This is a genomic window from Pseudomonas sp. MYb327, from assembly GCF_040438925.1.
GTDB lineage: Bacteria > Pseudomonadota > Gammaproteobacteria > Pseudomonadales > Pseudomonadaceae > Aquipseudomonas.
In genome coordinates, this window is the sequence record NZ_CP159258.1 from 4,552,804 (window position 1) to 4,566,809 (window position 14,006).

The 14,006-nt window shown below is 61.1% G+C and carries 15 protein-coding genes; all 15 read left to right on the forward strand.

Annotated elements, in window-relative coordinates; all coding sequences use genetic code 11:
* Positions 1-108: 108 nt before the first annotated feature.
* Positions 109-897, forward strand: a complete 789-nt coding sequence (locus ABVN21_RS20550) for an ABC transporter ATP-binding protein (protein WP_339554257.1) — start codon at positions 109-111, stop codon at positions 895-897.
* Complete coding sequence (locus ABVN21_RS20555; protein WP_339554258.1) at positions 894-1,844, forward strand: ABC transporter substrate-binding protein; 951 nt, start codon at positions 894-896, stop codon at positions 1,842-1,844. The genes ABVN21_RS20550 and ABVN21_RS20555 overlap by 4 nt, the downstream gene beginning before the upstream one ends.
* On the forward strand, positions 1,841-2,851 hold the full coding sequence (locus ABVN21_RS20560; protein WP_339554259.1) for an iron ABC transporter permease: 1,011 nt from the start codon (positions 1,841-1,843) through the stop codon (positions 2,849-2,851). Before ABVN21_RS20555 ends, ABVN21_RS20560 begins: the two co-directional genes overlap by 4 nt.
* A 227-nt stretch (positions 2,852-3,078) precedes the next feature.
* Positions 3,079-4,344 (forward strand): urea ABC transporter substrate-binding protein, encoded by a 1,266-nt coding sequence (urtA, locus tag ABVN21_RS20565; RefSeq protein WP_339554260.1) that lies wholly within the window; start codon positions 3,079-3,081, stop codon positions 4,342-4,344.
* 124 nt (positions 4,345-4,468) lie between these two features.
* Positions 4,469-5,971, forward strand: coding sequence for an urea ABC transporter permease subunit UrtB (gene urtB / locus ABVN21_RS20570; protein WP_339554261.1), 1,503 nt, complete (start codon positions 4,469-4,471; stop codon positions 5,969-5,971).
* Complete coding sequence (gene urtC, locus ABVN21_RS20575) at positions 5,971-7,050, forward strand: urea ABC transporter permease subunit UrtC (RefSeq protein ID WP_339554262.1); 1,080 nt, start codon at positions 5,971-5,973, stop codon at positions 7,048-7,050. The genes urtB and urtC overlap by 1 nt, the downstream gene beginning before the upstream one ends.
* Before the next feature lie 10 nt (positions 7,051-7,060).
* On the forward strand, positions 7,061-7,933 hold the full coding sequence (urtD, locus tag ABVN21_RS20580) for an urea ABC transporter ATP-binding protein UrtD (RefSeq protein WP_339554263.1): 873 nt from the start codon (positions 7,061-7,063) through the stop codon (positions 7,931-7,933).
* Positions 7,934-8,063: 130 nt separating this feature from the next.
* On the forward strand, positions 8,064-8,762 hold the full coding sequence (urtE, locus tag ABVN21_RS20585) for an urea ABC transporter ATP-binding subunit UrtE (protein ID WP_339554264.1): 699 nt from the start codon (positions 8,064-8,066) through the stop codon (positions 8,760-8,762).
* Positions 8,763-8,792: 30 nt separating this feature from the next.
* Positions 8,793-9,629, forward strand: a complete 837-nt coding sequence (locus ABVN21_RS20590; protein WP_339554265.1) for an urease accessory protein UreD — start codon at positions 8,793-8,795, stop codon at positions 9,627-9,629.
* A 155-nt stretch (positions 9,630-9,784) separates the two neighbouring features.
* Complete coding sequence (gene ureA, locus ABVN21_RS20595; protein ID WP_007907366.1) at positions 9,785-10,087, forward strand: urease subunit gamma; 303 nt, start codon at positions 9,785-9,787, stop codon at positions 10,085-10,087.
* 9 nt (positions 10,088-10,096) lie between these two features.
* Positions 10,097-10,630, forward strand: a complete 534-nt coding sequence (locus ABVN21_RS20600; RefSeq protein ID WP_339554266.1) for an N-acetyltransferase family protein — start codon at positions 10,097-10,099, stop codon at positions 10,628-10,630.
* A 4-nt stretch (positions 10,631-10,634) separates the two neighbouring features.
* Entirely contained in the window at positions 10,635-11,168 is a 534-nt protein-coding gene (locus ABVN21_RS20605) for a GNAT family N-acetyltransferase (RefSeq protein WP_339554267.1), read from the forward strand.
* Positions 11,168-11,473, forward strand: coding sequence for an urease subunit beta (locus ABVN21_RS20610; protein WP_339554268.1), 306 nt, complete (start codon positions 11,168-11,170; stop codon positions 11,471-11,473). The genes ABVN21_RS20605 and ABVN21_RS20610 overlap by 1 nt, the downstream gene beginning before the upstream one ends.
* A 166-nt stretch (positions 11,474-11,639) precedes the next feature.
* Entirely contained in the window at positions 11,640-13,340 is a 1,701-nt protein-coding gene (gene ureC / locus ABVN21_RS20615; RefSeq protein ID WP_339554269.1) for an urease subunit alpha, read from the forward strand.
* 218 nt (positions 13,341-13,558) lie between these two features.
* Positions 13,559-13,933 (forward strand): DUF6124 family protein, encoded by a 375-nt coding sequence (locus tag ABVN21_RS20620; protein WP_339554338.1) that lies wholly within the window; start codon positions 13,559-13,561, stop codon positions 13,931-13,933.
* Positions 13,934-14,006 lie beyond the last annotated feature (73 nt).

The following is a 14,006-nucleotide window of genomic DNA, read 5'->3' on the forward strand; positions in this document are numbered from 1 at the left end:
TTTTCGGGCCTCGTCGCTGGCAAGCCAGCTCCTACAAAACGTACACGAACCCTGTAGGAGCTGGCTTGCCAGCGATGGGGCCATCAGCTTCACCTCAAGAGCCACGGCATGACCTCGCTTCACCTCAAAAACATCACATGGTCCCCGCTGGGCCACGGCCACTGCCATCACCAGTTCCAACTGCATGATGCCTCGCTGCACGTGGCTCCCGGTGAATTTGTCGGCTTGATCGGCCCCAACGGCAGCGGCAAGACCAGCCTGCTGCGTTGTGCCTGGCGCTTCAGCAAACCGCACAGCGGCGAGGTCCGGCTCGACCACCAAAACGTCTGGACACAATCCTCACGCTGGTGCGCGCAACGCATCGCCGTGGTGTTGCAAGAGTTTCCGGATGCCTTCGGCCTGACAGTGGAGGAAGTGGTCGCTATGGGCCGCACGCCGCATAAAGGCCTGTTCGATGGCGACACGATCGAGGATCGAAGCCTCGCGACCCAGGCCCTGGAATCGGTCGGTCTTCGGGGGTTCGAGGACCACGCTTTCTCCACCCTCTCAGGCGGCGAAAAGCAGCGGGTAATCCTCGCCCGTGCCTTGGCCCAACAACCGCAATTACTGATTCTCGACGAGCCGACCAATCACCTCGATCCGCGCTATCAACTGGAGCTTTTGCAGTTGGTCAAGCGCTTGAAGATCGGCACCCTGGCGAGCATCCATGACCTGAACCTGGCCGCTGCGTTTTGTGATCGGCTGTACGTGATCAATCACGGTCGCATCGTTGCCAGTGGCACGCCGAAAGACGTTCTCAACGCCGCGCTGTTGCGCAATGTGTTCGGTGTCGAAGCGCTGATCGATGAACACCCTTTGCACGGCTACCCTCGAATTACCTGGATAACCCAACCATGAATCTGCTGCGCTCCGGTCTTTCCTTCGCCCTGTTGCTGGGCAGCGCCCAGGCATTTGCCGAGCCCACGAATTACCCTTTGACGGTCCAGAGCTGCAACCGTGAAGTGACCTTCCAGCAGGCGCCAAAACACGCGGTCAGCCACGACATCAACATGACCCAGATGATGCTCGCCCTCGGCCTCAAGTCGCAGATGGTCGGGTACAGCGGCGTCTCCGGCTGGAAGGCGGTGACGCCCGACATGCAGAGCATCCTCGACGGCCTGCCGGAGTTGGCGGCCAAGTACCCGTCGGTGGAAACCCTGCTCAACGCCAACGTCGATTTCTTCTTCGCCGGTTGGGACTACGGCATGCGCGTGGGCGGTGACCTCACGCCGCAAACCCTGCAGCCATTGGGCATCAACGTCTATGAGTTGACCGAATCCTGCGCGTTCGTGATGAAACGCCCGCCGGCCACACTGGAAGACACCTACAACGACCTGCGGAACCTCGGAAAGATCTTCGACGTGCAGGATCGCGCCAACGCCGTGATCGCCGGAATGCAGGCGAAAATTGCCGACATCCACAAAAATCTGCCGGCCGACAAACCCCGCGTGTTTCTCTACGACAGTGGCGAAGACCGGGCCATGACCTCGGGCCGCCTCGGCATGCCACAGGCCCTGATCGACGCCGCTGGCGGGCGCAACGTGCTCGACGATGTCGACGCGAGCTGGACCCGGGTTAATTGGGAAAACGTGGTCGAGCGCAATCCGCAGGTCATCGTGATCGTCGACTACGGCGAAGTCACTGCCCAACAGAAGATTCAATTTCTGCGCAGCAACAAGGCGCTGCAATCGGTGGACGCGATCAAACACCAGCGCTTCGTCGTCATTCCTTATGTGCAAGCGACGCCGGGGATCGATAACGTCTTGGCCGTCGAAACCCTGGCCAAGGGCTTCCACGGCGCATGATCAATCGTCGCTACGCCTGGCTACTGACGGTTCTGGGCGCGTTGTTGCTGGTGTCGTGCGTGGTGTCGCTGGGCTTCGGCCCGGCGCGGGTGCCGGTGGACGTGGTGTGGCGGATTCTTCTGTACAAGCTGTTCGGCTTCGGGATGCCGGACTGGAGCGCCGGACAGGAACACATCGTCTGGCTGATTCGCGTGCCACGCATGTTGCTCGGCGCGCTGGTGGGTGCCGGGCTGGCGTTGATCGGTGCGGTGCTGCAAGCCGTGACGCGCAACCCGCTGGCCGATCCGCACCTGCTAGGCGTGACCTCTGGCGCGACGTTGGGCGCGGTGATCGTGGTGCTGCACGTGGGCGAAATCGTCGGTCTGCTGACCTTGCCCATCGCGGCATTCATCGGCGCGCTGTTGAGCATGTTGGTGGTGCTGATGATCGCCAACCGCAGCGGTCGGCTGGACAGCGATCGCTTGCTGCTGTGCGGCGTGGCGGTGTCATTCGTGATGATGGCGATTGCCAACCTGCTGCTGTTTCTCGGTGACCACCGCGCCAGTTCGGCGGTGATGTTCTGGATGCTCGGCGGTCTTGGATTGGCGCGTTGGGAACTGCTCGCGGTGCCGGCCGCCAGCGTGCTGTTGGGGCTGGTGTTGTTGCTCGGCATGGCTCGGCCGCTGAACGCATTGATGGCGGGCGAGCAGACGGCGGTGACGCTGGGACTGAATGCGCGAACGGTGCGGCTGCGGGTGTTTGTGATCGCCTCGCTGATGACCGGGGTGCTGGTGTCCATCAGCGGCTCGATCGGTTTTGTCGGGCTGATGGTGCCGCACATTGCGCGGCGCTTGGTGGGGGCGGAGCACCGTAGATTGCTGCCCGTGTGCGTGTTGCTTGGCAGTATCTTTCTGGTGTGGGTCGATGTTGCTGCACGGACGTTGATCGCTCCAGAAGACCTTCCCATCGGTGTTGCCACTGCGGCGATTGGCGGGCTGTTCTTCATCGGCCTGATGCGCCGCCGCTGATTCACTGCATATCGAACTGTAGGAGCGAGCCTGCTCGCCCCAATCTGGCGCACCGCTTCGCACCAACGCGCCAGACGCGATCCTTCATGGTGCGTCGCCCAACCGTGCAAGCGCTCTAAACCGACATTTCCCTGCCTTTCCCCGACCGGGCACAGCCCTTGCAAAACACCCTTCAGTAGTCCGCATCTGCCAACCAAGAAAATTCATAAGTTCATGGAGATCGCACAATGAAGCGTCGCAGTTTGATCAAGGCTTTCACACTCACGGCAAGCATTGCCGCGATGGGCATGACCTGGACTGTCCAGGCCGCCGAGACCATCAAGGTCGGTATTCTGCATTCGTTGTCCGGGACCATGGCGATCTCCGAAACATCGCTCAAAGACATGGCGCTGATGACCATCGACGAGATCAACGCCAAGGGCGGCGTGAACGGCAAGATGCTGGAGCCGGTCGTCGTGGACCCGGCGTCGAACTGGCCGTTGTTCGCCGAGAAGGGCCGTCAGTTGCTGACCCAGGACAAGGTCGCCGTGGTGTTCGGTTGCTGGACCTCGGTGTCGCGCAAATCGGTGTTGCCGGTCTTCGAAGAGCTCAATGGCCTGCTGTTCTACCCGGTGCAGTACGAAGGTGAAGAGATGTCGCCGAACGTGTTCTACACCGGCGCCGCGCCGAACCAACAGGCGATCCCGGCCGTGGAATACTTGATGAGCGAAGAAGGTGGCGGCGCCAAGCGCTACTTCCTGCTCGGCACCGACTACGTCTACCCGCGCACCACCAACAAAATCCTGCGCTCGTTCCTGCACTCCAAAGGCGTGGCGGACAAGGACATCGAAGAGGTCTACACCCCGTTCGGTCACAGCGACTATCAAACCATCGTGGCCAACATCAAAAAATTCTCGGCCGGCGGCAAGACCGCCGTTATCTCCACCGTCAACGGCGACTCCAACGTACCGTTCTACAAAGAGCTGGCCAACCAGGGCCTGAAAGCCACCGACGTTCCAGTCGTGGCGTTCTCGGTGGGCGAAGAAGAACTGCGCGGCATCGATACCAAACCGCTGGTGGGCAACCTGGCGGCGTGGAACTACTTCGAATCGGTGGAGAACCCGGCGAACAAGAAATTCGTCGCCGACTGGAAAGCCTACGCGAAGAAACACAACTTGCCGGGCGCGGACAAAGCCGTGACCAACGACCCAATGGAAGCCACCTACGTCGGTATCCACATGTGGGCGCAAGCCGCGGAAAAAGCCAAGTCCACCGACGTCGACAAGGTCCGCGAAGCCTTGGGCGGCCAGACCTTTGCCGCGCCGTCCGGCTACACCCTGACCATGGACAAAACCAATCACCACTTGCACAAACCAGTGATGATCGGCGAGATCCAGGCTGACGGTCAGTTCAACGTTGTGTGGCAGACCGAAGGCCCGATCCGTGCCCAGCCGTGGAGCCCGTTCATTCCGGGTAACGACAAGAAGCCGGATTACGCGATGAAGAGCAACTAAGCCCGACACAACACCTTTGTAGGAGCCGGCTTGCTGGCGATCAGCATCACGCGGTCTGTCTGACAGACCGCCATCGCTGACAAGCCAGCTCCTGCAGGGTCCGTGCATGACCAGGATGTTCGACATGCCCACTGCCCTTTACCGCTTCATCCTCGCCATCGCGCTTTTGCTGCCGATGGCCACCCACGCCGGTGACGCCGAAGATTTCGTCGCCGCCAATCCCGTGCAGCAAGCAAAGCTTCTGGAAACCTGGGCCGCGCAGCCCGATCCGGCCCGCATCGAATTGATCAACGCTCTGCAACAAGGCGAGTTGACCGTCGATGGTCAAGCCAAAACCCTGCGCCTGAACAACCGCCTGCGGGGTCTGATCGACACCGCTCTGGCCAGCCACCAATTGCTCGCCGCCGACGCCAAAATCCGTCTGGCCGCTGCGCAGCAATTGCAGAAAAGCGCCAAACCCGCGCAGCTGAAATTTCTCGACCAGCAACTGGCTGGCGAACAAGACGAAACCGTCCACGCCGCCCTGAGCCTGGCCCTGGCCAACCTGCAACTGGTGGACGGCGACCCGGCCGTGCGCCTTGCCGCGGTGCGCCTGCTCGGTGAAACCGGCGACCCGCTGGCGCGCACCCGCCTCGAAAGTTTGTTGGAGCCAGGTGTCGAAGCCGATGTCACGGTGCGCACCGCCGCCGAAACCAGCCTCGCCCAGGTCAAGCGCAAACTGCTGGTTGGCGAAGTCCTCGGGCAAGCCTTCAGCGGCATGTCTCTCGGTTCGATCCTGCTGCTCGCTGCGTTGGGTCTGGCGATCACCTTCGGTCTGCTTGGCGTAATCAACATGGCCCATGGCGAGATGCTGATGCTCGGCGCCTACTCGACCTACGTGGTGCAGTTGATGTTCCAGCGCTTCGCTCCGCAGGCCATCGAGTTCTATCCGTTGATCGCCTTGCCGGTCGCGTTTTTCGTCACTGCGGCAATCGGCATGGCGCTTGAGCGCACGGTGATTCGCCACCTTTACGGGCGTCCGCTGGAAACCCTGCTCGCCACCTGGGGCATCAGCCTGATGCTGATTCAGCTTGTTCGATTGGTATTCGGCGCGCAGAACGTCGAAGTCGCCAACCCCGCGTGGCTGTCGGGCGGGATTCAAGTACTGCCCAATCTCGTGCTGCCGTACAACCGCATCGTCATCATCGCGTTCGCGCTGTTTGTCGTCGTGCTGACCTGGCTGCTGCTGAACAAGACGCGCCTGGGTTTGAACGTGCGCGCCGTCACCCAGAACCGCAACATGGCCGCCTGCTGCGGTGTGCCCACCGGGCGCGTGGACATGCTCGCCTTCGGCCTTGGTTCGGGCATCGCCGGCCTCGGCGGCGTGGCCCTGAGCCAGATCGGCAACGTCGGCCCGGACCTCGGCCAGAGCTACATCATCGACTCGTTCCTGGTGGTGGTGCTCGGCGGTGTCGGGCAACTGGCCGGTAGCGTGCTCGCTGCCTTCGGCCTCGGCATCGCCAACAAGATTCTCGAACCGCAAATCGGTGCCGTACTCGGCAAGATCCTCATCCTCGCGCTGATCATTCTGTTCATCCAGAAACGTCCGCAAGGCCTCTTCGCACTGAAAGGACGGGTGATCGACTGATGAACCAGCCTCTACTGATTACGGCCACGCAAAAGGCCGGCCCCAAAATCACGATTGCCGTGGGCGCGGTGATTCTCGCCCTGTTGCTGGCATTGCCATTGCTCTCGCTGTTATCGCCGGTCAGCGTGTTTCACGTCTCGGCCTACACCCTGACGCTGGTGGGCAAGATTCTCTGCTACGCCATTGTCGCCCTGGCGCTGGACCTGGTCTGGGGTTACGCCGGCCTGCTGTCTCTGGGCCACGGTTTGTTCTTCGCCCTCGGCGGTTATGCGATGGGCATGTACCTGATGCGCCAGGCTTCGGGGGATGGTTTGCCGGCGTTCATGACGTTCCTGTCGTGGACCGAATTGCCGTGGTTCTGGACCGGCACCAGCAGCTTCCTCTGGACCCTGTGCCTGGTGGTACTGGCGCCGGGGTTGCTGGCGTTGGTGTTCGGTTTTTTCGCCTTCCGTTCGCGGATCAAGGGCGTGTATTTCTCGATCATGACCCAAGCCCTGACCTTCGCCGGGATGCTCCTGTTTTTCCGCAATGAAACCGGGTTTGGCGGCAATAACGGCTTCACTAACTTCCGCACGATTCTCGGCTTTGGCATTACCGAACCGGGCACTCGCGCAGTGCTGTTTTTCGCCACGGTGCTGTTGCTGGTGGCGAGCCTGTTTATCGGTTGGCGTCTGGCGCAAAGCAAGTTCGGCCGGGTGTTGACCGCGCTGCGCGATGCGGAAAACCGCTTGATGTTCTGCGGCTACGATCCTCGCGGATTCAAGCTGTTTGTCTGGGTCTTGAGTGCGGTGTTGTGCGGATTGGCCGGCGCGTTGTACGTGCCGCAAGTCGGGATCATCAACCCGAGTGAAATGTCGCCGACCAACTCGATCGAAGCCGCCGTTTGGGTAGCCCTTGGTGGACGCGGCACGCTGATCGGCCCCTTGCTTGGCGCTGGCGTGGTCAACGGCATGAAGAGCTGGTTTACCGTGGCGTTCCCGGAATACTGGCTGTTCTTCCTCGGTGCATTGTTCATCGTCGTGACCCTGTACCTGCCCAAGGGCGTGATCGGTTTGCTGAAAAAGAACGGCGAACAATGAGGCTTGTAAAATGAGAACCACTCCGACCGCTGAATTCATGCTCGAACCGGCGTTCTTTCCGCCGCTGGAACCCAACCGCGATGCCGGCACCAGTCGCGATGCCGTCGGCCTCGGCCAGCGTGCCGGCAAGGGCCTGAACACCCGCCACGGCACGATCCTGACCCTGGAAGACATCAGCGTCAGCTTCGACGGTTTCAAGGCGCTGAATGATCTGAACCTGTACATCGGCGTCGGCGAACTGCGCTGCATCATCGGCCCCAACGGTGCGGGCAAGACCACGCTGATGGACGTGATCACCGGCAAGACTCGCCCGAGCCACGGCAAGGCCTGGTTCGGCGAAACCCTGGACCTGACGCAGATGAGCGAAGTGCAGATCGCCCAGGCCGGCATCGGTCGCAAGTTCCAGAAGCCGACGGTGTTTGAAGCGTTGAGCGTGTTCGAGAACCTGGAACTGGCACAGAAAACCGACAAGTCGGTGTGGGCCAGCCTGCGGGCACGGCTCAATGGTGAACAAAAGGATCGCATCGCCGAAGTGCTCGACACCATTCGCCTGACGACCTCGGTCAATCGCCCTGCCGGTTTGCTTTCCCACGGTCAGAAGCAGTTTCTGGAAATCGGCATGCTGCTGATGCAGGACCCGCAACTGCTGTTGCTCGACGAACCGGTGGCGGGCATGACCGACGCCGAAACCGAATTCACCGCCGAGCTGTTCAAGACCCTGGCCGGCAAGCATTCGCTGATGGTGGTGGAACACGACATGGGCTTCGTCGGCTCCATCGCCGACCACGTCACCGTGTTGCACCAGGGCAGCGTATTGGCTGAAGGGTCGCTGGAGCAGGTGCAGGATAACGAGCGGGTGATCGAGGTTTATCTCGGTCGCTGAGATTTGCCAATGCAAAACCTGTAGGAGCTGGCTTGCCAGCGATAGCGGTGGGTCAGGCGATATTGATGTTGGCTGATACGCCGCCATCGCCAGCAAGCCGGCTCCTACGGAGGTTGAGAGGAGTTTGGAAATGCTGCAAGTCGACAAACTGCACCAGTATTACGGCGGGAGCCACATCCTGCGAGGCCTGACGTTCGACGTGAAGGTCGGTGAAGTCACTTGCCTGCTCGGGCGCAACGGTGTGGGCAAGACCACTCTGCTCAAGTGCCTGATGGGTTTGCTCCCGGCCAAAGAAGGCGCCGTGAATTGGGAAGGCAAGCCAATCACCACGTTCAAGCCGCACCAACGGGTGCATGCCGGGATCGCCTACGTGCCCCAGGGCCGGGAAATTTTCGGGCGCCTGACCGTGGAAGAAAATCTGCTGATGGGCCTGTCGCGCTTTCCCGGCTCGCAAGCCAAGGAAGTGCCGGCGTTCATCTACGAGTTGTTCCCGGTGTTGCTGCAAATGAAGCAACGCCGTGGCGGGGACTTGTCCGGTGGTCAGCAACAGCAACTGGCCATTGGTCGAGCCTTGGCCAGCCGCCCACGTTTGCTGATCCTCGACGAGCCCACTGAAGGTATCCAGCCGTCGGTGATCAAGGAGATCGGCGCGGTGATCAAGAAGCTTGCCGCTCGCGGTGACATGGCGATTTTGCTGGTGGAGCAGTTTTACGACTTCGCCGCTGAACTCGCCGATCAATACCTGGTGATGTCCCGGGGCGAGATTGTGCAACAAGGTCGCGGCGAAAATATGGAAGCCGAGGGTGTGCGCGGTCTGGTTACGATTTAATCTGTAGCGACCTAACGATAATTAGAAACCATGAATTTACCTGCCTCCATTTTATTCACGCCCAGTTGGCACGCCGAGCTCGAACTGGCTTACGCCCGGTTCGGCGACAGTACGCGCCCGGTTCAACGCCGTCACCTCGGCCCGCTTCGGGTGCAGAAGCATTTGTATGCCGAAGGGCCGCAAGTCTGCCAGCACATCATCGTCCACCCGCCCGGCGGGATTGCCGGCGGTGATCGCCTGGACATTTGCGCCAGTGTCGGCCCCGATGCCTGGGCGCAGATCACCAGCCCGGGTGCGGCCAAGTGGTATCGCGCGGCCGGCCCCGCTTATCAGCAGTTGAAATTGCAGGTGGCGGCGGGTGCGACACTGGAATGGTTGCCGCAAGAAACCATCATTTTCAGCGCCGCCCAGGCTGAGCTCAGCACCTCCATCGACCTTGAAGGCGATGCGCGATTGTTCTATTGGGACGTCGTGGCCCTCGGGCGTCCGGCCAGTGGTGAGCGTTTCGACCTCGGGCATTTTCAGGCCCAATTGGATATCCGCCGCGATGGCCAGTTGCTCTGGCACGAACGTCAGCGCATTGTCGGGGGCGATGGTTTGCTCGATTCGCCGATTGGCCTGGACGGGCAACCGGTGTTTGCCACCCTGTTGGTGACCGGAGAAATCGACAGTGACCTGCTGGAGCGTTGCCGTTCATTACCCAACGATGTGCGCGGAGATCTGACGCAATTACCGGGGCTGTTGGTCGCCCGGTGCCTGGCCAGTGAGGCGTTGTTAGCCCGTGGCTGGCTGATTGATTTATGGAGGTTGCTGCGCCCGACACTGCTTGGCCGCGAAGCCATGCCACCGCGAATCTGGAACACCTGAACACAATCCCCCCTGTAGGAGCCGGCTTGCTGGCGATCGCGGTGGGTCAGGCAATATCGATGTCGGTAGATACGCCGCCATCGCCAGCAAGCCGGCTCCTACAGGTGATGTATTAACAGTTCCGAATTTTTTATCTGCCCAGATGGATTCCAACGATGGACCTGACCCCACGTGAAAAAGACAAGCTGCTGATCTTCACCGCCGGCCTCGTGGCTGAGCGGCGCTTGGCCCGCGGCGTGAAACTCAATTACCCCGAAGCCATGGCCTACATCTCCGCGGCGCTGCTCGAAGGCGCCCGTGACGGCCAGACCGTGGCCGAGTTGATGCACTTCGGCACCACCCTGCTCAGCCGCGAACAAGTGATGGAAGGCATCCCGGAAATGATCCCGGAGATTCAGGTCGAAGCGACGTTTCCCGACGGCACCAAACTGGTCACCGTCCACCAACCCATCGCCTGAGGCCGCGCCATGACTTACCACATCCGCGATGCCGTGCACGCCGACCTGCCGGCGATCCGCGACATCTACAACGACGCCGTGCTCAACACCACGGCGATCTGGAACGAACAAGCCGTGGACCTGGGCAACCGCCAGGCCTGGTTCAGCGCCCGGCAAGCCCAGGGCTACCCGATCCTGGTAATCGTCAACGCCGACCAGCACGTGCTGGGCTACGCTTCATTCGGCGACTGGCGGCCGTTCGACGGTTTCCGCCACACCGTCGAACACTCGGTTTACGTGCGCAGCGACCAACGCGGCAATGGCCTAGGCCCGCGCTTGATGGACGCCTTGGTCGAACGCGCCAGAGACTGCGGCAAGCATGTGATGGTCGCTGCAATCGAGAGCGGCAACGCGGCCTCCATTCGTCTGCACGAACGCATCGGTTTCGTGACCACCGGGCAGATGCCCCAGGTCGGCACCAAGTTCGGTCGCTGGCTGGACCTGACCTTTATGCAACTGACCCTCAATCCTGGCGCCGAACCTCCGACCGCCAACAAGGAGTGACCCCATGAACCCCGCCCAACTGCGACGCGTCAACGTTGAAAGCTTTGCGCACTACCGTCAGGGTTTGATTGACCTGCTGCTCGATGCTGTCGGTTATGGCGCCAGCGTCGGATTCATGGCCGACCTGGACGCAACTCAGGCCCGCGCCTACTTCGATGACGTTCAGGACAACCTGAACAAGGGCAACGTGCTGCTGTGGGTGGTGGTCAAGGACGAACAAGTGCAGGCCAGTGTGCAACTGACCCTGTGCCAGAAAGCTAACGGTCTGAACCGTGCCGAAGTGCAGAAGCTGCTGGTACGCGAGCACGCGCGTCGTCGCGGACTGGGCCAGCAGTTGATGAGCGCCCTGGAACAGGCGGCCCTGCAACACAAGCGCGGCATGCTTTACCTGGACACCGAAGCAGGTTCACCGGCGGAAGATTTCTACAAGGCACTGGGTTACACCCGCGCCGGTGAAATCCCCGACTACGCCTGCGACCCGAGCGGCCTCTACAAGCCGACCGCCCTCTATTACAAAGTTCTCCAAGGAGCCCATTGATGATTCCCGGTGAATACCAGATCCAGCCCGGCGACATCGAACTCAACGTTGGCCGTCGCACCCTCAGCCTGAAGGTGGCCAACAGCGGCGACCGGCCGATTCAAGTCGGCTCGCATTACCACTTTTTCGAAACCAACGACGCCCTGACTTTCGACCGCGCCGCCAGTCGCGGCATGCGCCTGAACATCCCCGCCGGGACCGCCGTGCGTTTTGAGCCGGGGCAAAGCCGCGATGTCGAGTTGGTCGATCTGGCCGGGCATCGCCGAGTGTTCGGGTTTGCCGGGCGGATCATGGGTGATCTTTAAGTTATTCCGCGTCAGTACCGGCCCCATCGCCAGCAAGCCGGCTCCTACCTGGGATCGTATTTCACCGCTACTTCCGCGTTGGAATGCGCCCCTGTAGGAGCTGGCTTGCCAGCGATAGCGAGCTACGCGAGCGGTTCCAAATTCAATTGAATCTCAAGGCGAACGAATGAAGATTTCCCGTCAGGCCTACGCCGACATGTTCGGCCCCACCGTCGGTGACAAGGTCCGTCTGGCCGACACCGAACTGTGGATCGAAGTGGAAAAAGACTTCACCACCTACGGCGAAGAAGTGAAATTCGGCGGCGGCAAAGTCATCCGCGATGGTCAGGGCCAGAGCCAATTGCTCGCTGCCGAAGTGGTCGATACGGTGATCACCAACGCACTGATCATTGATCACTGGGGCATCGTCAAGGCTGACGTCGGCCTCAAGGACGGACGCATCGCCGGCATCGGCAAGGCGGGCAATCCGGACGTGCAACCGAACGTCACCATCGCCATCGGCGCCAGCACCGAAGTCATCGCCGGTGAAGGCATGATCCTCACCGCCGGTGGTATCGACACCCACATCCACTTCATCTGCCCGCAGCAGATCGAAGAAGCGCTGATGAGCGGCGTCACCACCATGATCGGCGGCGGCACCGGCCCGGCCACGGGTACCAACGCAACGACCTGCACCTCTGGCCCGTGGCACCTGGCGCGCATGCTTCAAGCCGCCGATGCCTTCCCGATGAACATCGGCCTTACCGGCAAAGGCAACGCGAGCCTGCCGGAGCCGCTGATCGAACAGGTCAAGGCCGGCGCCATTGGCCTCAAGCTGCACGAAGACTGGGGCACCACGCCGGCGAGCATCGACAACTGCCTAAGCGTCGCCGATCAGTACGACGTGCAGGTGGCGATCCACACCGACACCCTCAACGAATCGGGCTTCGTCGAAACCACCCTCGCCGCGTTCAAGGGCCGCACCATCCACACCTACCACACCGAAGGCGCGGGCGGCGGTCATGCGCCGGACATCATCAAGGCCTGCGGTTTTGCCAACGTGCTGCCGAGCTCGACCAACCCGACCCGGCCGTTCACGCGCAACACCATCGACGAGCACCTGGACATGTTGATGGTCTGCCACCACCTCGACCCGAGCATTGCCGAAGACGTGGCCTTCGCCGAAAGCCGCATCCGCCGCGAAACCATTGCCGCCGAAGACATCCTCCACGACCTCGGCGCGTTCTCGATGATCAGCTCCGACAGCCAGGCCATGGGCCGCGTCGGCGAAGTCATCACCCGCACCTGGCAAACCGCCGACAAGATGAAAAAACAGCGCGGCCCGTTGCCCGGTGACGGTGAAGGCAACGACAACTTCCGCGCCAAACGCTACATCGCCAAGTACACCATCAACCCGGCGATCACCCATGGCATCAGCCATGAAGTGGGCTCGGTGGAAGTGGGTAAATGGGCGGACCTGGTGCTGTGGCGCCCGGCGTTTTTCGGGGTCAAACCGACGCTGATCCTCAAGGGCGGCGCCATCGCGGCCAGCCTGATGGGCGACGCCAACGCCTCGATTCCAACGCCGCAACCGGTGCATTACCGCCCGATGTTCGCGAGTTATGGCGGCTCGCTGCACGCCACCAGCATGACCTTCATCAGCCAGGCTGCGCAGGAGGCCGGGTTGCCGGAAGCGCTGGGTTTGAAGAAAAAAATCGCCGTGGTCAAAGGCTGCCGCGACGTGCAGAAAACCGACCTGATCCACAACGATTACCTGCCGAACATTGACGTCGATCCGCAGACCTATCAGGTCAAGGCTGACGGCGTATTGCTGTGGTGCGAACCGGCGGAAACCTTGCCGATGGCGCAGCGGTATTTTCTGTTCTGAGTTTTAGCGTTTGCCCAAAGAAAAACCCGATGGCTGGTGACAGTCATCGGGTTTTTTTAAACAAGCACTGTCGCGCGCCGTTTAACCTGCGCGATGAAACGTTTAGAAACGATGAAAAACCCCGAAAAACCGAGGAAGCATCCGACGTCTTTTTAAGGTTGGCCGTCGGAAGTGAGACGAGTAGCGTGGCAGCTCCAGACTTACCACGGAGACTCACCATGCCCAATGTCACCGACTCACCCGCTGGATCAGAAGCTGAATTCACCAACGCCTACCTCTCCACCGCTTCCAAAAAAATCCACCCCGCTGTCGACCGCGCCCTGGACTTTTACCTGAATCCAACCACGCCTGAGTTAGCCACTGCACATACGCCCAGCACCATTTTTTTGGTTGCACCGGACATCGACAACGAAACGCTATTGGCCCATGCCTGTGAATCGTTGGCATCAGCGAGCGTGATGGCGAGCGAGTTTGCCGGGATGCTCGAAGGCGCGAGCCGTAACGCCATGCTGGCACTTCAGCAAGTGATCATGCTCAGTGAACTGGCGGTGAACCGGGTGCTGGATAACGTTGGCCCGCCACACCGTGCATGAGTCCAGTCCCGAAACAGGTTCACCCTTGTTTCAACCTGCCCCCATGTGGCGAGGGAGCTTGCTCCCTCACTAC